This window comes from Pseudomonas sp. SYWMCR5, assembly GCF_057197165.1.
This window is the reverse complement of the sequence record NZ_JBXUNH010000001.1, coordinates 387,119-405,404: the sequence shown is the minus strand read 5'-3', so window position 1 is coordinate 405,404 and position 18,286 is coordinate 387,119. Positions and strand designations below refer to the sequence as shown.

Below are 18,286 nucleotides of genomic sequence, written 5' to 3'. Positions count from 1 at the left end.
ACGTGCCCGCGAAGAGGCCGGTAAAGGTCCCCACAAGGCCCACCCATGCACCCCATCCCCTACTGGCGTCTGTCCAGCTTCTACCTCTGCTACTTCGCCTTGCTCGGTGCCACCGCACCTTTCCTGGCCCTGTACTTCGATCACCTGGGTTTTCCCCCGGCACGCATCGGCGAGCTGGTGGCGATCCCCATGCTCATGCGTTGCATCGCTCCCAACCTGTGGGGCTGGTTGGGTGATCGCAGCGGGCGGCGCCTGCTGATCGTGCGCCTGGGAGCGTTGTGCACGCTGGCGACCTTTTCCCTTATCTTCTTCGCCAAGAGCTACGCCTGGCTGGCGCTGGTCATGGCCCTGCACGCGTTCTTCTGGCATGCGGTGCTGCCGCAGTTCGAAGTGATCACCCTGGCGCACCTGCATGGACAGACCTCGCGCTACAGCCAGGTCCGGCTATGGGGTTCGATCGGCTTCATCCTCACTGTGGTCGGGTTGGGGCGGTTGTTCGAATGGTTGAGCCTGGACGTCTACCCGCTGGCGATGGTCAGCATCATGGCCGGCATCGTCATCGCCAGCCTGTGGGTGCCCAATGCCCAGCCGGTCGAGCATGCCGAACGGCGCGCGGCGGGGGGCTTTCTCAAGCAGTTGGCGGCACCGGGAGTGCTGGCGTTCTATATCTGCGTGGCGCTGATGCAGCTCAGCCACGGTCCGTACTACACCTTCCTGACACTGCACCTGGAACACCTGGGCTACAGCCGCGGCGCCATCGGCCTGCTGTGGGCGCTCGGGGTGGTCGCCGAGGTGCTGATGTTCATGCTGATGAGCCGGATCTTCGCGCGCTTCCCGGTGCGCAGTGTGCTGTTGGTGAGCTTCTTGCTGGCCTCGTTGCGCTGGCTGCTGCTGGGCAGCCTTGCCGATATCCCGGCAGTGCTGATCCTCGCCCAGTTGCTGCATGCAGCCACCTTCGGTTGCTTCCACGCCGCCTCCATCGCCTTCGTCCAGTCCAGCTTCGGCGCTCGCCAGCAGGGGCAGGGCCAGGCGCTGTATGCGGCGCTGTCCGGCACCGGTGGCGCGCTGGGCGCGCTCTATTCGGGCTACAGCTGGAAACTGCTCGGCCCGCAGTTCACCTTTGGTATGGCCAGCGTCGCAGCGCTGGCTGCAGCCGTTATCATTGCCCTTCGTTCGCAACAGACCAGGAACAGCCCCTGATGAGCATTCTCAGCGTTTTTCATTCCAGCAGCCCGCAGCTGGCGCACAAGGTGCTGACCCACCATGAAGACATTGCCGCTACCCTGGCCGAGCAGGGCGTGCAATTTGCACGACACGAGCACGGACTGCGTATTCGTCCGGGCAGCGCCGAGGCACAGGTGCGCGAAGAGGCTGCTGGCTTGATCGACACACTGATGGCCGCGCACGGTTGCAAGGGATTGATGCTGCTGAACCGCGACGGCGAGCAGTTGGCCGAGGTCGATCTGCGTGATGAGCACGCGCATGACGCCGTCGAGGTATTTGCCGTGGTGAGCGGGCGAGGCCAGATCAGCCTGCGCCTGGGTGAGCAGGTGTTTGCGCTGCTGTGCGAGAAGGGCGATGTGCTGGTGGTGCCTGCGCAGACCCGTCGCTGGATCGACCTGGGCGATACACCGTTCTGTCTGGCCTTGCGCCTGTTCGGCAACGAGCAGGGCATCACCCTGACTGGCGACGAGCAGGCACGACAGTTTGTGGGGATGAGCGAGCTGTAATAGATCGCGGGGCAATCCTCTTCCCACAGAATCCCTTCGTGGAAGGAGGATTGCCCCGCGAAACGGGCGGCACTGTCAACGATAGGTTGGCAGGGCGAAACGTTGCTGGCTCTGCAGCATGGAGATCACCGGCAGCTCGCTGGCCTGCTCGGCCAGGTCGCGGCGAATGGCGCTGATGGCCCAGGACAGCTGTTCGGCGCTGTGCAGTTGCGCATAGGACAGCACGCGGCGAGTCACGGTGCCGTCGGCGGCGCGCAGGGTCAGCAGGATGCCGCCGTCCGGACGGGACTTGGTGTCGACCTGATAGGCCGCGAAGACCGAGACGAATTTTTCCTGGATGAGGTCCATATCAACTCCTGACGTGTAGGTTTGCAGACGTGAGTTGATGGTTGCAGTGACCGTGCCAGGCCTTAAGTAAAAATAAAATCCTTTAAAAACAACAATTTAGGTTAATTCAAGGAGTCGCCTGCCGTGCATTGTGCATGGTCGTGCATTTTGCACAGTGCATTTTGCAAGGTCATAGAGCCTGCCTCTCGGTCCCATAGAATCTGAACCTTTGCCGCTCGACGATGGCCTGACACAAAATTGGGCCATCACACTTGCCAGGAGGTTCCAGATGTCCGACCAACAGCCCACCGCCATGACCGAAGAAGAATCCGCCGCCTTCGCCGAAGAAGTGTTCGAGCGCGCCCGTCGTGGCGATGCCACCATGCTCGAGCGTCTGCTGGACGGTGGCCTGCCGGCCAATCTGCGCAACCACAAGGGCGACACCTTGCTGATGCTGGCGAGCTACCACGGTCATCACGAGGCGGTGAAAGTGCTGCTGGCCCATGGCGCGGACCCCTTGATCGCCAACGACAATGGTCAGTTGCCGATAGCCGGTGCAGCCTTCAAGGGCGACCTGGCGATGATCCGGTTGTTCATCGAACACGGGGTGCCGGTGGACGCGGCGGCGGGCGATGGCCGTACGGCATTGATGCTGGCAGCGATGTTCAACCGCAGCGAAATCCTCGACTATCTCCTGGCCCAGGGCGCTGATCCGGCGCGCCAGGATGCACGTGGCGCCACCGCACTGGTCGCAGCGCAGACCATGGGTGCCAGCGAAGCAGCCGCTCGCCTGCAGGCGCTGGCAGGCTGACACCTCGGGGGGTATCCTTGGCGCCTTTTTCGCCATTCGCCAAGCAGGGCCCCCCATGAAAAACCAGTTGCTCGAATTCATCAGCCTCATCGGCGCCGGTTGCCTGCGCGAGGCTGACATCGAGCGTATCGCCGACGAGGCCGCCCAGGCCTACGCCGACCCTGCCGCTTTTCTTGCGGCCAATCCAGACATCAACTACGACGACAGTTTCCCGATCCCACTGGGCGAATGGGTAGTGCTCGGCAGTCTGCCGGACACCGTGGTGTTCCAGGCCGACAGCTACCAGGACCTGTTCCAGGCGATCACCGATTCGTTCGACAAGAGCGTGCCATTCACCCTCAAGCCCAAGCAACTGGCGCGCACCGAGCCGCTGACCGCGCTCAACCGCATCCAGGTGCAGATGGGTGCACTGAACAAGGAAGCGGGCGGCTATGTGCTGCTGAACTTCAGCCAGTTGCTCGATGACGAGCTGCAGATGGTGATGGTCGGTCAGCAGGACCTGGCGCGCGCGCTGGAGCTGGGCGCCGAGTTGGGCATCAAGGTGGAACCGGCGTTGGAGGCCTTGAAGGTCGCGGTGCACGTCTGACGCTGTGATTGTGTGTTGCAGGGGCGGCGAACGCCGCCCCCATGGGGCTCCTGTAGATCAGCCCAGCGCGGTGTCGAGGAACATCATCACCGCAAAGCCGCCCATCAGGCCCAGGGTTGCCGAGGTCTGGTGACCGTTGCGATGGGTTTCCGGAATCACCTCGTGCGACACCACGAAGATCATCGCGCCCGCTGCCAGGCCCATGCTGATCGGGTAGGCGAGGGCGAAGCCGGTGGAGATGCCCAGGCCTATCACTGCCCCTAGCGGCTCCATCAGGCCAGAGCCGATCGCCACCAGCGCGGCCTTGAAGTTCGACAGTCCTGTGGCGCGCAGGGCCATGGCCACGGCCAGGCCTTCGGGAATGTCCTGGATCGCGATGGCGCTGGTCAGCGGCAGGCCGATGCTCATGTCACCGTTGGTGAAACTCACGCCGATGGCCATGCCCTCGGGCAGGTTGTGCAGGGTGATGGCGAGCACGAACAGCCACACCCGGCTGATTCGTTCAGCGTCCGGCCCACAAGGGCCAGTGCTCTCGTGCTCGTGTGGGGTGAAGCGGTCCAGGCCGAGCATCAGCAGCACGCCCAGGCCCATGCCCAGCACGACGACGCCCGCAGCGGCGGGGCCGTTGCCGGTGATTTCCCGGGCGGCATCCAGACCCGGCAGGATCAGCGAGAACGAGCTGGCGGCGAGCATCATGCCGGCAGCGAAACCCAGCATCACATCCTGGCTGCGCGCACTGACATCGCGCAGCACCACGGCCAGCACCGCGCCCAGGGCCGTGGCGCCGAAGCCCGACAGCCCACCCAGCACCGCCAGGTGCAGGTTCTGCGAATGATCGCCGTTGACGGCATTCCACAGGCTGGCCAGCAGCAGGAAGACGATCGCCAGCAGGCTCAAGCCAAGGCCTGCACTGAGCCAGGGGGTACTCAGCGCTTGCTGGCGCCAGGCATGGATGAGTGAAGGAGGGGCGGCGCTGTGGCTGTGGGCGGGTGGCATGGGAACCTCGAAAGCGATGGATGACAGCAGTCTATCCAGTGACCTGCCAGCCCGGCCAAGGATTCCCTTCTATCGTGCCGATAGCGGACTATGCTCAGCCACAGGAACGTTCACGCAGGAGCTGCAGCATGGGATCTACCTTCAACGGCCTGGTCGGGCTGATCATTCTTGCCCTGGATATCTGGGCGATCATCAACGTGCTGAAAAGTGGCAGCGAGACAGGGATCAAGATCCTGTGGATTCTGCTCATCCTGCTGTTGCCGGTGCTGGGCCTGATCATCTGGGCAATTGCAGGGCCACGGGGTAACGTGCGCCTCTGACCGTTCATCGTGACAAAATTTTCACACGGCATTAACCAAACTCCGCGCCGCACATTTAATGTATAGGCCCTTGCCGGCGATTGTCCGGCACAGGACTGCGAGGCCGCGTCAGCGCCTTTCCCAACCCCGAAATCCTAGGATCTTCCCATTCATGGCTAACACGGATGCCTTGAAGCAACGGGCCGCGTCGGCACCGTTCTCGCCGACCCTCAAATCGCACCTCGCCTACACCTTGCTCAGCGGCCTGCTGATCATGCTGATGCTCAGCCTGGTGCGCCTGGCGCTGCTGGTCTACAACAGCGACATGATCGGCGACACCCCGTACTCCACGGTGGCCGAAGGCTTCCTCAACGGCCTGCGCTTCGACCTGCGGGTGGTGGTGTACCTGAGCATTCCGCTACTGCTGGCCCTTAACAGCCCCTGGGCCATGGCGCGGCGCGGCTTGTTCCGTTTCTGGTTGACCGTCAGCTCCAGCGTCGTGATGTTCCTTGGCCTGATGGAACTGGATTTCTACCGTGAATTTCACCAGCGCCTGAATGGCCTGGTCTTCCAGTACATCAAGGAAGACCCCAAGACCGTCATGAGCATGCTCTGGTACGGCTTCCCGGTGGTTCGCTACCTGCTGGCGTGGTTGTTCGGCACCTGGCTGCTGAGCCTGCTGTTCAAGGGTATCGACCGCCTGACCCGTGGTGGCCAGGGCAGCGGCCAGATCGTCGCTCAGCGCCGTGTCGCACCCTGGTACGCCCGCCTGGCGGTGTTCATGGTCATCCTGGTGGTGGCGGTGGTCGCCGCCCGCGGCACCCTGCGCCAGGGCCCACCCATGCGCTGGGGTGATGCCTTCACCACCGACTCCAACTTCGTCAACCAGCTGGGCCTGAATGGCACCTTGACGCTGATCGACGCCGCCAAGAGCCGCTTCGGTGAAGACCGCGCCAATATCTGGAAACCGGTACTGGAAACCGGAGTCGCCCAGCAAAGTGTGCGTGACCTGCTGCTGACCCCCAACGACACGCTGGTCGATGCCGACCAGGCGGCCATCCGCCGAGACTTCGTGCCGCCGGCCGGCAACACCCTGCCGATCAAGAACGTGGTGGTGATCCTCATGGAGAGCTTCGCCGGTCACTCGGTGGGCGCCCTGGGCAGCCCGAACAACATCACCCCGTACTTCGACAAGCTGGCCAAGGAGGGGCTGTTGTTCGACCGCTTCTTCTCCAACGGTACCCACACCCACCAGGGCATGTTCGCCACCATGGCGTGCTTCCCCAACCTGCCGGGCTTCGAGTACCTGATGCAGACCCCAGAGGGCGGACACAAGCTCTCGGGCCTGCCGGCACTGCTCAGCGCCCGCGACTACGATGATGTCTACGTCTACAACGGCGACTTCGCCTGGGACAACCAGTCCGGGTTCTTCGGCAACCAGGGCATGACCACCTTCATCGGCCGCAACGACTTCGTCAATCCGGTGTTCTCCGACCCGACCTGGGGTGTTTCGGACCAGGACATGTTCGACCGTGCCAATCAGGAGCTGGCCCACAACTACGGCAAGAAACCGTTCTACGCCTTGCTCCAGACCCTCTCCAACCACACCCCGTACGCCTTGCCCAAGGACCTGCCGGTGGAGAAGGTCACCGGCCAAGGCCGCCTGGATGAGCACCTGACCGCCATGCGTTACTCCGACTGGGCGTTGGGGCAGTTCTTCGAGAAGGCGCGCAAGGAGCCCTACTTCAAGGAGACCCTGTTCGTGATCGTCGGCGACCACGGTTTCGGTAACCACCAACAGGTCACCGAGCTGGATCTGGGCCGTTTCAACGTGCCGCTGCTGCTGATCGCCCCGGGTATCCAGGACAAGTTCGGTGCGGTCAACCATACCGTTGGCACCCAGGTCGATATCGTGCCGACCATCATGGGGCGCCTGGGTGGCGACACCCGTCACCAGTGCTGGGGCCGTGACCTGCTCAACCTGCCGGCCGGTGACCAGGGCGTAGGCATGATCAAGCCATCGGGCAGCGAGCAGATCGTTGGCCTGGTGCAGGGTGATCACATCCTCATCGAGTCCAAGGACATGACGCCACGGATGTATCGCTACCAGCTGGGGCGTGAGTTCAAGGCCGAACTGATCGAAAGTCCGGACCAGCCGGAAATGCTCAAGAAGCTCGAGGCCTATATCCAGACCGCGACCAAGAGTCTGCTGGACAACACCGCCGGTGTGGTTCACGGCAAGCCTGAGTAACGGCTACCCGTGTGCAGAAGCCCGCCGATGATGGCGGGCTTTTTCATTTGCGGCCTCTGTCATCGCTTGCTGAAGAAATCTTCATCTCCATCTCTCAGCCACTCTGAACATCAGCCTTTGTGTATGGTCAGCTAAGTACGGATATCACTGACCGTTGTGCTTCCAAGAGGGTCGATCAATGAAAGAGTGGGAAGTCATCTTTGCTGATCAGAAAGGTGTACCGCAGTCCCTGCTGCTCAAAAGCGAGCATCTGCCCAGTGAAGAGGATGCGGCGCGGGCCATCCGCTCCAAGCTGTTTCCGCTCATGGATGAACTGGACCTCAACGATTTCCAGGACCGAAAGCCTTCCCCTACCGCGCTGTGGCTCAAGGAGCAGAACGGCGTGATCATCACCACCATTCACGAAGCGCCCTGAACGGGGCACCTGGCAAGGTGCCGTCATCCGCACTACGCTGGACAGAGGCGTTGGTCTTCTGCGGGTCTACGCCGTTTTCATTCGCGTCTTGCATCAGCTCGAACTGCCAGGCCCCTTGCGGGCTCCCGGCAGGTGCGTAGTGCACGGAAAGTCTATCCCTTGGGTTTTTCAGGAGGACGTTTCATGAGCAGCCAGAACGAAGACATCAGCAGCAGCGTGCTTCGCCAGATGAAAGCGGGTGGTTTCGACTTCACCCAGATCCATCCCATCGAGTTCTATGCCACTTTTCCAGACGAAGTCGGGGCACGCCGGGCCGCGGGGCAATTCCGCGGGGAGTCGATCAATGCCCAGGTACGCGAGCGCGATGACGGCGCCTGGCACCTGGAACTGAGCAAGGTCATGTACGCCACCTACCGAGGGATCGGGGCTTTCGAGGAGGCCTTCGAGGCGGTGATCTCACCGCTGGGAGGAGAGGTCGAGGGTTGGGGCGTCAAACAGGAAAGACCCATCGCCTGACGCGTTCGGGGCTGCATTGCGGCCCCGCGCATTCCTCTCAAGGTCGCCGCTTGGCCATGTGCCCGAGGTAGGCGATCAACGCATCGAGCTCCTGCTCGCTCAACACATCCTTCGAGAACCCCGGCATGCGTGCCTGCGGCCACTGCCTGAGGCTCTGCGGGTCGCGAATGTACTGGCGCAGGTAACCCGGCTGGAAGTACTCGGTGGGATTGTGCGGCAGGTTCAGGTCTGGTCCGAACTGGGCATCCCCTGCACCGTTGAGGCGATGACAGGCCAGGCAGTTCTGCTGGAACAGGGCAAAACCCTGGCGTATCGGGTCCTGCGCGGGGAGTTCGGGTGCAGGCAGCAGGGCAGGGAAGCGCTCGGCGACCGGCGCCAGGCGGCGGATGCTGGCGATCTGGTAGGGCCATTGCTCGGGACGGATGCCGCTGGCTTGCGGGTTGGTCCAGACCAGGTAGAACGGGCCGGCACCGGGTTTGTCCTGGGCCAGCGCTGGCCACGGCTGGCGCGGATCTTCCACCGCCACCCAGGCCCGTGCCGGACCTTCCTGCAGCAACTGCGCAGCGGGCATCTCCGCGGCAAAGCCATCCAGTGCCACCGCTTGCAGGTGATCGCCCGGCTTCACTCCTTCGAGCAGGGTGGCCAGTGGCACGGCGCGGTAATGCATGGGGCGTTTGTAGGCGACATCCTGGGGGATGTCGATAGCACGCGCCTGCGGGTGTTCGAGCAATTGCTCGGATTGCCATTGGCGTTGACCGTTGCCCAGCTCCAGCGTCAATTGCGCGGCTGCCAGCGGCAGGCTGACCAGCAGCAACAGCAAACTCAGGCAATGACGCATGAACGATCTCCAACCCTGAAAGGTCGGCAGATTACTCCTGCGCAGCCTGTGAATGCCACCGCTGCCGTCAGCCGAACAAGCGTGTCAGGTTCGGCAGGATCAGCAGCAACGTGGTGGCGAAGAGTATGAGTCCGGCTTGGCGTACTTTCGATTGTCTGAACATGGCGGACCGCCTTCTTGTTGTTATTCCTGAATAGCCTTTGGCTTCCTTGTCTTGCGTCGGGTCGATCACTGTGGCGTATGAAACGCAGGCCTTGCATGCCTCTTGCGTAGATATCTACACCCAACAGTAGGGCGAACACCGGGCCTGTTTGAGAACCCTTTGTTCTAAGCGTGACAGCAGGCATTTCCGAACGTTATGAGGCCACTGGCCATTTAGCTGGCATGCTCTGACTAGACACATCGTGGAGGCTGTGCGAGCAGGGCCTGCAAGGTGACCGTTCGTCAGTGCACACCTCTTGCTTGTACGTGTCTTTCGCGTCAGTCTCTACATCAGATTCCACCACATGTCGTTCAGGACTATCCCTATGTCGTTACGCATCTGCATCCTTGAAACCGATGTCCTGCGACCGGAGTTGACCGCGCAGTACCAGGGCTACGGAAGGATGTTCGAGCAGCTGTTCTCGCGTCAGCCGATCGCCGCCGAGTTTCGCGTCTACAACGTGATGAACGGCGAGTACCCACCCGAAGGTGAAACCTTCGATGCCTACCTTGTGACCGGCAGCAAGGCCGACTCGTTCGGTTCCGATCCCTGGATTAAGACCCTCAAGGCCTACCTGCTCAAGCTCTATGAGCGGGGCGAGAAGCTGCTGGGTGTCTGTTTTGGTCACCAGTTGCTGGCGTTGGTGTTGGGTGGCAAGGCCGAGCGCGCCGACCGCGGTTGGGGGCTGGGTATCCACCGCTACAGCCTGGCGGCCCATGCGCCGTGGATGGATCCTGAAGTGACCGAGCTGACCCTGCTGATCAGCCACCAGGACCAGGTGACCGCGTTGCCTGAAGGCGCGACCCTGATCGCCTCCAGCGATTTCTGCCCGAATGCGGCCTATCACGTGGGTGACCAGGTGCTGTGCTTCCAGGGGCATCCGGAGTTTGTCCACGACTATTCCCGTGCGCTGCTCGATGCGCGCCAGGACGTTCTGGGGGATGAGGTGTATCACAAGGCGGTGGCGAGCCTTGCCACCGAGCACCAGGGCGATCTGGTGGGCGAGTGGATGATGCGGTTCGTCAAGCAACCGCGCAAGGGCAAGCAGAGCGCTGCCTGAGCCTGCCACTGCATCGTTCTTTTCGCGGGGTTGTCGGGGCACCGAACCGCCGCGAAAAGAACGACCCGGTACTCAGCCGGTTACAACCATCCCGAGCGCTTGAAGCTCGCGTACAGCCCCGCACATCCCGCCCCGATCACCCCCAGCACCGCAAAATAGCCGTAGTGCCAGCCCAGCTCCGGCATGTTCTGGAAGTTCATCCCGTAGATCCCGGCAATGGCCGTGGGGAAGGCGAGTATCGCCGCCCAGGCAGCGAACTTGCGCTGCACGATGCTCTGGCGTGACGACTCCAGCAGCATGCCGATCTCGATGGTCTGGCTGGCGATGTCGCGTATGCCGACAAGGTCTTCCATCTGCCGTGTGACGTGGATCTGCACGTCGCGAAAGTACGGGCGCATGTTCTTGTCGATGAAAGGGAAGCTCAGGCGCTGCAGTTCTTCGCCGATCTCCACCATCGGCGCCACGTAGCGGCGCAGCCGCAGGATGTCGCGACGCAAGCTGTGCAGGCGGCGGATGTCCTGCTCTTGCAGCGAGCCGCTGAGCACGCTTTGCTCCAGCTCCTCGATCTCGCCATGGATCGCCTCGCTGACGGGCTGGTAGTTTTCGGTGACGAAGTCGAGCAGGGCGTAGAGCACGAAGTCCTCGCCGTGCTCGAGCAGCAGCGGCCGCGCTTCACAGCGTTGGCGCACCAGGGCGTAGGATTTCGAATGACCGTTGCGGCAGGTGATGATGTAGCCGTTGCCCGCAAAAATGTGGGTCTCGATGAACTCCAGCTTGCCCTCATGGCGCACCGGCGAATAGGTGACGATGAACAGTGCATCGCCGAAGGTTTCGAGCTTGGGGCGGCTGTGTTTCTCGAGGGCGTCCTCGATGGCCAGTTCGTGCAGGCCGAACTGGCGTTGCAGGTTGGCCAGTTCCTGGGCGTTGGGCTCTTCCAGGCCGATCCAGACGAAATGCCCGGGCTTGCGTGCCCATTCGCTGCCTTCATCCAGGCTGATGTTGGTGACCTTTCTCCCGGCGCTGTACACCGCCGCTGCGACGACTCGACCCATGGTTGCCTGCTTCTTCGGTTGGACACCTCGACAGCTTGGGCCGTGCTGCGGCGCAGAGCAAGCTGGCGGCTCAGGCGTGCGGCAATTCCCGCTCCATGCGGTCGATGCACTGCTGCATCTGCAGGCGGCATTGCTCCATCAGCGCGGGCACGTCCTGCTGGCCCAGGCCATGGGTGGCGATCGGCGGCAACGAGCGGACGATCACCGTGCGCCGTCGCCAGCTGTTGAGGCTCAGGCGCCTGGAGTAGCGGCTGACGCACACCGGCACGATCGGCACGCCGGCCTCGACTGCCATGTGGAACGCACCTTTCTTGAACGCCAGCAGCTGTTCCGCCGGGTTGCGCGTGCCTTCGGGGAAGATCCAGATCGAGGTGTCATCGCGCAGGATCCGTGTGGTCAGTTGCATCGCCTTGCGCGCCTGGTAGGCATTCTTGCGGTCCACCAGCACGTTGCCGCCGAGCCAGAACAATTGGCCGAACAACGGAATCCAGCCCAGGCTCTTCTTGCCGATGGCGACCGTACGCCGTGGAACCACCTGGCCGAGGATGAACAGGTCGTAGTTGGATTGATGATTGGCAACGATCACGCAGCCGGGCGGCTGGTCCCACAAGGGGCCGACTTCGGCCTTGACCCGGATGCGCATGAACCAGGCTGCCGGCACGCTGTAGAGGCGGGCGAACAGGCGGCTGTTGTCGGGGTTGAAGGGGCGGCACAGGCCGATGACCAGGCCGACGGCGCCGACCAGCAGGAAGTGCAGCGCCAGAAGGAGCATGCGAAGCATATAGAGCATGATACGGCTCACACCAGACAGTCGCGGCGCAGTGTACGACCGTGCACTGGTCAGGGCAAACCGGCGAACAGAGCCCGGTCGCGTCATGGCTTGCTGGAGCGGCGCGCGGCGGCTCCAGCAAGCCTGGTTTCAGCCCATGTGGCCCTTGTCGGCCTCGATCGCCTTGTCGAGCGTCTCCAGCAGCGCCTTGCGCACTTTGCGCTTGGTGTTCTTGTGCGCCAGCATGTTCAGTTTCTTCAGCTCCCGCGCCGCGCTCAGCGCCGTTTCCTGCAGTTGCTCGGCCGGCACCACCTTGTCGAGGAACCCGGCCACCACCGCCCCGTGCGGGTCGAACACTTCGGCATTGTTCACCGAGCGCTGGAAGGTCGAGCGGGTCAGGCGGTCGCGGGCCAGTTCGATTCCGGCATGGTGCATGGTCATGCCGATCTGGACCTCGTTCAGGCAGATCTTGTAAGGGCCTTCGACACCGATGCGGTAGTCGGCCGACAGCAGCAGGAACGCGCCTTTGGCCACGGCATTGCCGGGGCAGGCGACGATCACCGGGAAAGGGTGCGAGAGCAGGCGGCGGGCCAGGGTGGAGCCGGCGGTGACCAGGTCGATAGCCTCTTTGGGGCCGGCGGTCATCACCTTGAGATCGTAGCCGCCGGAAAGAATGCCTGGCTGGCCGGTGATGATCACCACGGCGCGCTCTTCCTCGGCGCGGTCCAGTGCTGCGTTGAACGCGGTGATGACGTCCGGCGAGATCGCGTTGACCTTGCCGTTGTTCAGGGTCAGGGTGGCGATGCCGTCTTCGGCGTGGTAGGTAATCAACTCGCTCATGACAGAGTCCTTTGGGTGGCGTGGCGATGACGTTACCCAGCGGCGCAGGCCAGGTAAAGCGCCAAGGCTGACTGGCCAGTCAGCCTGCGTCACCGACCCCGTGTGGCGCCGGGGCAGGCGCCAGGAATGCGGAAAAAGCGCAGGCCAGATTGGCAGCATCGCCCTGGCTGGCCGGGTTTTTCCGGGGTGAGGCTTAAGCGCATGAAAATTCTGAAAAAAATGCTTGCCAAAGAAAGGGTCTTCTACTAAATTAGCGCGCCTCGACAGGCTGAATAGCTTGAAGAGATCCGGTGAAGTGTCCGAGTGGTCGAAGGAGCACGCCTGGAAAGTGTGTATACGAGAAATCGTATCAAGGGTTCAAATCCCTTCTTCACCGCCACATTCCACGAGAAACCCCTGAATCGAAAGGTTCAGGGGTTTTTTGTTTGCGTGAAATCCGGCTTGGCTGGCTCGCCCGCGAATACCGACTCAACCGGTGCTCGCAGGCGGGCGATATCTTCAGAAACTGACCGAAGCCGACAGTCGTGCCGTGCGCGGTGCCCCCTGGAACAGATAGTTGTCCCCCAGATAGTCCCCCACGTCACGCCAGTAGCGCTTGTCGAAGACGTTGTCGACCGTCAGGCGCAGCACGGTGTCGTAGTCACCGATGCGGGTGCGGTAGCGGCTGCCGATATCGAATAACGTGTAGCCACCCACCTCGACGTTACCCGCTTGGCTTGCGTACTTGCTGGCGCTGTAGCGTGCACCGCCGAGCAGTGCCAGGCCCGGCACCGGGAGGTTGTATTCGGCCTGCAGCGCCGCGCGCAGGCGGGGCACGTTGATCGCCTGGTGGCCCTCGTAGACGTCGGTGCCGCTGTTCTGCACCCGGGCGCGGATCGCGGCGGCGCTGGCGTGCAGTTGCAGGTTGGACGTCACCCAGCCGCTGGCGCCCAGCTCCAGGCCGGTGTTCTTCTGTTGGCCTTGCTGCACATAGATCGGGGCCGTGCCGTCCTGTGGGCGGGCGTACTGGTAGGCCTGGCGGATCTGGAACAGCGCGGCGCTCAGGCTCATGCCTTTCCAGTCGCGCTTGATGCCCACTTCGAGTTGGCGCGACAGGGTCGGTGCGAGGATTTCGGCAGCGTTGCTGGCGAACCAGGGCGCGGTACCGCCTGCCGACAGGCCTTTGGACCAGCTGGCGTACAGCGTGGTGTCCGCTTGCGGTTTGTAGATCAGGGCGGCGTTGGGCAGCAACTGGTACTGGCGGGTATGGCGATCCGGTGTACCGGTTTCGTCCCAGGTCTTTTCGTCCAGGCGCACTTCGCGGGCGCCGAGCACGGTCTGCCATTGCTCGTTGAAGCTGATGCGGTCGCTGACGAACAGGCCGTACTGGCGGCTGTCCAGGCGGCGTTCGCTGTGGCCGATCGGTTTGTCGGACGGATCCAGCGCTGGTGCACCGGTGTAGATATTTCCGCTGCCCAACCATTCGTTGTAGTACGGACGCTGATCGAGGGTCCGACGCTGCGCGCTGCTGCCGACCGTCAGCTCGTGCTGCAGGCCCAAGGCTTGGAAACGGCCTTCGAGGGTGGCCTGGAGTTCGTCGGTGCGCCGGGTGTCGTCGGGGCTGCGGAAGTCGTAGATGCCGTAGTCGCCGTTGCCGGAGAAGAACGCGTCGTCGCCGGAGCCCCAGGCGAACGCACTGTAGTCGTCGATCACCACCTGGCTGCGCGAAGCGCTGAGGGCGCCGGTCCAGGCCTCGTTGAAGCGGTACTCGAAGCGCCCGCCCAGGTTCAGCGAGTCGTTCGTCACAGGCTTGGCCCAATGCTGGTAGGCCAGGCGGTCGTCCGGGTCGATGCCGTGGGGCACCTGGGTGCCGCCCAGCAGCTGGTAGCCGGGCACCGAGCGCTGTTCGCGGTGCTGGTACTCGGCATCGAGTTGCAGGGTGGCATCGGGGTTGATCTGCCAGTCGAATGCCAGCGAGGCGAAGTCCCGCTTGCCGTCGGCGTGGTCGACGTAGGAACGGATGTCTTCATGCGCGAGGTTGGCGCGCAGGCCGAACTGCTTCTCGCTGCCGAACCAGCCGCCGAGGTCGGTGGCCAGGTAGCGTTCGCCCTGCTCGTTGGTCGAGACAGTGACACTGCGTACGTCCTCGGCGCGCTTGGTCACATAGTTGACCAGCCCGCCGGGCTCCGATACGCCGCTCTGCAACCCCGACAGCCCCTTGAGCAATTCGACCTGCTGCTTGTTCTCCAGCGCCACGTTCTGCTCGCCGGCGATGGTCTGGCCATTGATCCGGTAGCTGCTGGCGGCATTGAGCTCGAAGCCGCGCACGTTGAAGTTCTCGTAGTAGCCGACGGGGGCGTAGCTTTCGCCGACCGAGGCATCGCTTTGCAGCACTTCGCTGAGCGTGCGCACCTGGCGGTCGTCGAGCAACTGGCGGCTGAATACGCTGACCGAGGCCGGGGTGTCGAGCAGTGGCGCGGCATGCCAGCCGCCGACCTGGGCTTCACCAGGTTGATAGCCGTCGTCGCTGCGCTCGGTGACCTGCAAGGGGGCGAGGGTCACGCGTTCATCGGCCAGACCATGGCCAGCATGCAGCGCAAGGCCCAGGCCGAGCAGGCCGAGGGGCAGGCGGGGGCGAAGCGGGGTCATGCAAGGCTCCTTGGAAAACGGACGCGCCGGTATGCTCCGGCTATTGTCGGTGAGGCGGTTGGCAAAGGGGGCGCAATGGTAGCAGGGGTGTCAGGGGCTGTGCGGTGTTCTTTTCGCGGGCAAGCCCGCTCCCACGAACTCAGAGCAGTGTGATACCTGTGGGAGCGGGCTTGCCCGCGAAAAGAACACCTCGATCATTCAGACGAACTCGAATCAGCTTGCTTTATTGCTGACTTGGTTTTTGCCGCTGGCGCCAGGTGTCGTCGATCTTCGACCAGGTCTTGCCATCGGTAATGGCCAGCAGCTTGCGGCCATCCTTGAACGTGGCAAGAAAGGTGGCTTCTTCCTCTTTGCCGCCCAGCCACAAGCCGGCGAGCAGGCCGACCGGTCCGGCCACCAAGGCACCGGCCACACCCCAGCCGAGGGTGGCGCCCAGATTGCGGTTCGATTCCAGGCTGGCAAGCCTGAGGTCCTTGATACGGGCCAGTGAGATGCGCTCACCGGCCTGGCTGCGTGGGGTCTTGAGTGTGAGCGATCCGTTGCGATACTCGCCTTCACCTTGCAAGAAGTCGCCGGATTGCACCGTGAGTCTTGTCATTGTGTCGTCCTGTCAGTGGAAGGGCTGTGACCAGCACCTACTGAGCGCCGCACCCCTCGGCAAGTCAACGAGCAGGCGACGGAGGGTCATGCGACCGGTTGTCGCGACATCCGCGCCAATAACGAATGGCCTCATTGAAACACCAGCACTACGTCGCTTTTTCATAATAAAACTTCCCCGTCCTGAATATTAAACCGATCAGTCATTATCTGGATTGGGGGTATTCACTAATGCAATTGATCGATAACAGTTTGCGCAAATAACAGCGATACAGCAGATGATGATTCACGCAGAAAAAATGACGTCAAAAAACACTGGACAGAAAGTTTCAGGATGTGTCAGTTTTTTTGCGCCTCACAAGGGCGAGTGACAGGATGCTCTCGCCGAAAGTTTGAGCGTTCCTGTCGAACATCAACTATTCCGCAAACAAGGAAGTGTCTGCATGTCGAAAGTCAAAGCAAATGCTGTTGTTTCCGCCGCCTCGGTGTTGCAGCCGAACGGGCCGAGTTCGGCCTTCGGGCTGATCAACAACTTCGCCCACCAGTACGATCGCGGTGGCGCGAACATCAATGGCAAACCTTCGTTCACCGTCGACCAGGCAGCCACCCAGCTGCTGCGCGACGGGGCGTCCTGGAAGGACCTGAACAAGGACGGCACCATCAGTCTCACCTACACCTTCCTGACCAAGGCACCGGCGGACTTCGTCAGCCGTGGCCTGGGCAGCTTCAGCCAGTTCAACAACCAGCAGAAGGCCCAGGCCAAGCTGGCCATGGAGTCCTGGGGCGATGTGGCCAAGGTGACCTTTACCGAAGCCGCTTCGGGCGGCGACGGGCACATGACCTTCGGCAACTTCAGCGCCAGCAATGGCGGGGCGGCATTTGCCTACCTGCCGTTCGATGGCCGGGGTTCGCACAAGGGTGAGTCCTGGTACCTGATCAACAGCGGCTATCAGGTGAACATCAACCCGGACACCGGCAACTACGGCCGCCAGACCCTGACCCACGAGATCGGTCACGTACTCGGGCTGTCCCATCCCGGCGACTACAACGCCGGCGAAGGCAATCCGAGCTATCGTGACGCTTCGTATGCGCAGGACACCCGTGGCTACAGTGTCATGAGCTACTGGAGCGAGAGCAACACGGCGCAGAACTTCGTCAAGGGCGGCGGGCAGTACTATGCCTCGGCCCCGCTGATGGACGACATCGCCGCCATCCAGAAGCTCTACGGCGCCAACTACGCCACCCGCTCGGGCGATACCGTGTATGGCTTCAACTCCACCGCCGACCGCGATTTCTACTCGGCTACCTCGGCGTCGTCGAAGGTGGTGTTCAGCGTGTGGGATGGTGGTGGCAACGACACCCTGGATTTCTCCGGGTTCACCCAGAACCAGAAGATCAACCTCAACGAGGCTTCGTTCTCCGATGTTGGCGGCATGATCGGCAACGTCTCGATCGCCAAGGGCGTGACGGTGGAGAACGCCATCGGCGGTTCGGGCAACGACCTGCTGATTGGCAACGCGGTGGCCAACGTGCTCAAGGGCGGTGCCGGCAACGACATCATCTACGGCGGTGGCGGGGCTGACACCCTCTGGGGGGGAAGCGGTGCGGATACCTTCGTCTATGGCGCCATCAGCGACTCCACGGTCAGTGCGCCGGATCGGATCATGGATTTCGTCAGTGGTCAGGACAAGATCGATCTGTCTGCGATCTCGGCGTTTTCCCAGGGCAAGCTGCCGTTGGAGTTCGTCAGCGCCTTCACCGGACATGCCGGCGAGGCGGTCCTGAGCTATGACCAGGCGACCAACCTGGGCAGTCTGTCCATCGATTTCACCGGAAACAGCCTGGCTGACTTCCTGGTGACCACGGTGGGTCAGGCCGTCGCCACGGATATCGTGGTCTGATGGGCCGGGAGCGGCTCACGCTGTATTGCATGGGTCGCTCCCAGCCACGTGAGGTGGGTGGATGCGAGCAATCAAACGAATGATCGCGCTGGCCGCGATTTCCCTGATGTCGATGACCGAGGTAGGTATGGCGAGCAGCCTGCTACTCCCCAACGCCGCGCAACTGGCCGGGCGCTGGCAGCTTTATGCGCAACCGCAGCAGGCCAGCGCCTGCAGCCTGAACCTGGCCGCCAGCGAGGGCGCGCTGGACGGCGACCTGGCCTGCGCCGAAACCTTGCTCGGCGTGCGCCCGGGCAGTTGGCTGGTGACCCCCGACACCCTGGCCCTGGTGGGCAGCGACGGCAGCACGGTGGTGCATTTCAGCCGCCAGGGCGCCGGTCGCTATACCTGGACGTCTGCTGCCGGCAGTGCAGTGGTGCTGGAGCGTGTGGATAACTAATTACCCGGCCAGGTTATAACGGCCATAAG

At 62.7% G+C, this 18,286-nt stretch carries 19 protein-coding genes and 1 tRNA gene; 12 read left to right on the top strand and 8 right to left on the bottom strand.

Annotation, left to right across the window (positions count from 1 at the left end; translation table 11 throughout):
* The first annotated feature begins 45 nt into the window (after positions 1 to 45).
* Positions 46 to 1,200, top strand: coding sequence for an MFS transporter (locus tag AC2CGW_RS01825; RefSeq protein WP_186666560.1), 1,155 nt, complete (start codon positions 46 to 48; stop codon positions 1,198 to 1,200).
* On the top strand, positions 1,200 to 1,730 hold the full coding sequence (locus AC2CGW_RS01820; RefSeq protein ID WP_484573419.1) for an oxidase: 531 nt from the start codon (positions 1,200 to 1,202) through the stop codon (positions 1,728 to 1,730). The genes AC2CGW_RS01825 and AC2CGW_RS01820 overlap by 1 nt, the downstream gene beginning before the upstream one ends.
* Positions 1,731 to 1,805: 75 nt before the next feature.
* Here AC2CGW_RS01820 and AC2CGW_RS01815 read toward each other — a convergent pair whose 3' ends face one another.
* Positions 1,806 to 2,078 (bottom strand): DUF3509 domain-containing protein, encoded by a 273-nt coding sequence (locus tag AC2CGW_RS01815; RefSeq protein WP_186666558.1) that lies wholly within the window; start codon positions 2,076 to 2,078, stop codon positions 1,806 to 1,808.
* A gap of 268 nt (positions 2,079 to 2,346) precedes the next feature.
* Here AC2CGW_RS01815 and AC2CGW_RS01810 point away from each other — a divergent pair, with 268 nt between their 5' ends.
* Together AC2CGW_RS01810 and AC2CGW_RS01805 are read left to right on the top strand one after the other, a co-directional pair.
* Positions 2,347 to 2,868, top strand: a complete 522-nt coding sequence (locus AC2CGW_RS01810) for an ankyrin repeat domain-containing protein (RefSeq protein ID WP_288376176.1) — start codon at positions 2,347 to 2,349, stop codon at positions 2,866 to 2,868.
* Between the two features lie 55 nt (positions 2,869 to 2,923).
* Positions 2,924 to 3,454 (top strand): hypothetical protein, encoded by a 531-nt coding sequence (locus AC2CGW_RS01805; RefSeq protein ID WP_186666553.1) that lies wholly within the window; start codon positions 2,924 to 2,926, stop codon positions 3,452 to 3,454.
* A gap of 57 nt (positions 3,455 to 3,511) precedes the next feature.
* Here the strand turns inward: AC2CGW_RS01805 and AC2CGW_RS01800 are convergent, their stop codons facing one another.
* Positions 3,512 to 4,450 carry a ZIP family metal transporter gene (locus AC2CGW_RS01800; protein WP_186666551.1) on the bottom strand — a complete coding sequence of 313 codons (939 nt, stop codon included), beginning with the start codon at positions 4,448 to 4,450 and terminating at the stop codon, positions 3,512 to 3,514.
* 128 nt (positions 4,451 to 4,578) lie between these two features.
* On the opposite strand from AC2CGW_RS01800, the gene AC2CGW_RS01795 reads away from it, so the two are divergent.
* The 4 genes from AC2CGW_RS01795 (at position 4,579) to AC2CGW_RS01780 (ending at position 7,931) form a co-directional block, all read left to right on the top strand.
* Positions 4,579 to 4,770, top strand: a complete 192-nt coding sequence (locus tag AC2CGW_RS01795; RefSeq protein ID WP_186666549.1) for a PLDc N-terminal domain-containing protein — start codon at positions 4,579 to 4,581, stop codon at positions 4,768 to 4,770.
* 151 nt (positions 4,771 to 4,921) lie between these two features.
* Entirely contained in the window at positions 4,922 to 7,000 is a 2,079-nt protein-coding gene (locus tag AC2CGW_RS01790) for an LTA synthase family protein (RefSeq protein ID WP_288376173.1), read from the top strand.
* Positions 7,001 to 7,178: 178 nt separating this feature from the next.
* Positions 7,179 to 7,415, top strand: a complete 237-nt coding sequence (locus AC2CGW_RS01785) for a hypothetical protein (RefSeq protein WP_125931685.1) — start codon at positions 7,179 to 7,181, stop codon at positions 7,413 to 7,415.
* A gap of 183 nt (positions 7,416 to 7,598) precedes the next feature.
* Positions 7,599 to 7,931 (top strand): ribonuclease E inhibitor RraB, encoded by a 333-nt coding sequence (locus AC2CGW_RS01780; RefSeq protein ID WP_186666546.1) that lies wholly within the window; start codon positions 7,599 to 7,601, stop codon positions 7,929 to 7,931.
* A gap of 37 nt (positions 7,932 to 7,968) precedes the next feature.
* Here the strand turns inward: AC2CGW_RS01780 and AC2CGW_RS01775 are convergent, their stop codons facing one another.
* Positions 7,969 to 8,769, bottom strand: coding sequence for a c-type cytochrome (locus AC2CGW_RS01775; protein WP_288376171.1), 801 nt, complete (start codon positions 8,767 to 8,769; stop codon positions 7,969 to 7,971).
* A 527-nt stretch (positions 8,770 to 9,296) separates the two neighbouring features.
* On the opposite strand from AC2CGW_RS01775, the gene AC2CGW_RS01770 reads away from it, so the two are divergent.
* Positions 9,297 to 10,031 (top strand): amidotransferase, encoded by a 735-nt coding sequence (locus AC2CGW_RS01770; RefSeq protein WP_484573418.1) that lies wholly within the window; start codon positions 9,297 to 9,299, stop codon positions 10,029 to 10,031.
* A gap of 80 nt (positions 10,032 to 10,111) precedes the next feature.
* On the opposite strand, the gene AC2CGW_RS01765 is transcribed toward AC2CGW_RS01770, so the two are convergent.
* The 3 genes from AC2CGW_RS01765 to AC2CGW_RS01755 form a co-directional block, all read right to left on the bottom strand.
* Complete coding sequence (locus AC2CGW_RS01765) at positions 10,112 to 11,083, bottom strand: magnesium and cobalt transport protein CorA (RefSeq protein ID WP_054891973.1); 972 nt, start codon at positions 11,081 to 11,083, stop codon at positions 10,112 to 10,114.
* Positions 11,084 to 11,153: 70 nt separating this feature from the next.
* On the bottom strand, positions 11,154 to 11,873 hold the full coding sequence (locus AC2CGW_RS01760; RefSeq protein ID WP_186711228.1) for a lysophospholipid acyltransferase family protein: 720 nt from the start codon (positions 11,871 to 11,873) through the stop codon (positions 11,154 to 11,156).
* A gap of 129 nt (positions 11,874 to 12,002) precedes the next feature.
* Complete coding sequence (locus AC2CGW_RS01755) at positions 12,003 to 12,692, bottom strand: crotonase/enoyl-CoA hydratase family protein (protein ID WP_054891971.1); 690 nt, start codon at positions 12,690 to 12,692, stop codon at positions 12,003 to 12,005.
* Between the two features lie 289 nt (positions 12,693 to 12,981).
* Between AC2CGW_RS01755 and AC2CGW_RS01750 the strand changes: the two genes are divergently transcribed.
* Positions 12,982 to 13,071 (top strand) — tRNA-Ser (locus AC2CGW_RS01750).
* Between the two features lie 119 nt (positions 13,072 to 13,190).
* Here AC2CGW_RS01750 and AC2CGW_RS01745 read toward each other — a convergent pair.
* Together AC2CGW_RS01745 and AC2CGW_RS01740 are read right to left on the bottom strand one after the other, a co-directional pair.
* Positions 13,191 to 15,320, bottom strand: a complete 2,130-nt coding sequence (locus AC2CGW_RS01745; RefSeq protein ID WP_484573417.1) for a TonB-dependent siderophore receptor — start codon at positions 15,318 to 15,320, stop codon at positions 13,191 to 13,193.
* 223 nt (positions 15,321 to 15,543) lie between these two features.
* On the bottom strand, positions 15,544 to 15,918 hold the full coding sequence (locus AC2CGW_RS01740) for a hypothetical protein (protein ID WP_186666536.1): 375 nt from the start codon (positions 15,916 to 15,918) through the stop codon (positions 15,544 to 15,546).
* A gap of 442 nt (positions 15,919 to 16,360) precedes the next feature.
* On the opposite strand from AC2CGW_RS01740, the gene AC2CGW_RS01735 reads away from it, so the two are divergent.
* Together AC2CGW_RS01735 and AC2CGW_RS01730 are read left to right on the top strand one after the other, a co-directional pair.
* Complete coding sequence (locus AC2CGW_RS01735; protein ID WP_186711675.1) at positions 16,361 to 17,818, top strand: serralysin family metalloprotease; 1,458 nt, start codon at positions 16,361 to 16,363, stop codon at positions 17,816 to 17,818.
* 61 nt (positions 17,819 to 17,879) lie between these two features.
* Complete coding sequence (locus AC2CGW_RS01730; protein ID WP_186711674.1) at positions 17,880 to 18,257, top strand: AprI/Inh family metalloprotease inhibitor; 378 nt, start codon at positions 17,880 to 17,882, stop codon at positions 18,255 to 18,257.
* Positions 18,258 to 18,286: the final 29 nt, after the last annotated feature.

Excerpts from the sequence above, each read along its gene's own strand:
- AC2CGW_RS01795 (WP_186666549.1), top strand. The coding sequence starts at position 4,579 with ATGGGATCTACCTTCAACGGCCTGGTCGGGCTGATCATTCTTGCCCTG.
- AC2CGW_RS01790 (WP_288376173.1), top strand. The coding sequence starts at position 4,922 with ATGGCTAACACGGATGCCTTGAAGCAACGGGCCGCGTCGGCACCGTTC.
- AC2CGW_RS01785 (WP_125931685.1), top strand. The coding sequence starts at position 7,179 with ATGAAAGAGTGGGAAGTCATCTTTGCTGATCAGAAAGGTGTACCGCAG.
- AC2CGW_RS01820 (WP_484573419.1), top strand. The coding sequence starts at position 1,200 with ATGAGCATTCTCAGCGTTTTTCATTCCAGCAGCCCGCAGCTGGCGCAC.
- AC2CGW_RS01745 (WP_484573417.1), bottom strand. The coding sequence starts at position 15,320 with ATGACCCCGCTTCGCCCCCGCCTGCCCCTCGGCCTGCTCGGCCTGGGC.
- AC2CGW_RS01760 (WP_186711228.1), bottom strand. The coding sequence starts at position 11,873 with ATGCTCTATATGCTTCGCATGCTCCTTCTGGCGCTGCACTTCCTGCTG.
- AC2CGW_RS01815 (WP_186666558.1), bottom strand. The coding sequence starts at position 2,078 with ATGGACCTCATCCAGGAAAAATTCGTCTCGGTCTTCGCGGCCTATCAG.
- AC2CGW_RS01735 (WP_186711675.1), top strand. The coding sequence starts at position 16,361 with ATGTCGAAAGTCAAAGCAAATGCTGTTGTTTCCGCCGCCTCGGTGTTG.
- AC2CGW_RS01825 (WP_186666560.1), top strand. The coding sequence starts at position 46 with ATGCACCCCATCCCCTACTGGCGTCTGTCCAGCTTCTACCTCTGCTAC.
- AC2CGW_RS01730 (WP_186711674.1), top strand. The coding sequence starts at position 17,880 with ATGCGAGCAATCAAACGAATGATCGCGCTGGCCGCGATTTCCCTGATG.
- AC2CGW_RS01805 (WP_186666553.1), top strand. The coding sequence starts at position 2,924 with ATGAAAAACCAGTTGCTCGAATTCATCAGCCTCATCGGCGCCGGTTGC.
- AC2CGW_RS01800 (WP_186666551.1), bottom strand. The coding sequence starts at position 4,450 with ATGCCACCCGCCCACAGCCACAGCGCCGCCCCTCCTTCACTCATCCAT.
- AC2CGW_RS01775 (WP_288376171.1), bottom strand. The coding sequence starts at position 8,769 with ATGCGTCATTGCCTGAGTTTGCTGTTGCTGCTGGTCAGCCTGCCGCTG.
- AC2CGW_RS01765 (WP_054891973.1), bottom strand. The coding sequence starts at position 11,083 with ATGGGTCGAGTCGTCGCAGCGGCGGTGTACAGCGCCGGGAGAAAGGTC.
- AC2CGW_RS01755 (WP_054891971.1), bottom strand. The coding sequence starts at position 12,692 with ATGAGCGAGTTGATTACCTACCACGCCGAAGACGGCATCGCCACCCTG.
- AC2CGW_RS01780 (WP_186666546.1), top strand. The coding sequence starts at position 7,599 with ATGAGCAGCCAGAACGAAGACATCAGCAGCAGCGTGCTTCGCCAGATG.
- AC2CGW_RS01810 (WP_288376176.1), top strand. The coding sequence starts at position 2,347 with ATGTCCGACCAACAGCCCACCGCCATGACCGAAGAAGAATCCGCCGCC.
- AC2CGW_RS01770 (WP_484573418.1), top strand. The coding sequence starts at position 9,297 with ATGTCGTTACGCATCTGCATCCTTGAAACCGATGTCCTGCGACCGGAG.
- AC2CGW_RS01740 (WP_186666536.1), bottom strand. The coding sequence starts at position 15,918 with ATGACAAGACTCACGGTGCAATCCGGCGACTTCTTGCAAGGTGAAGGC.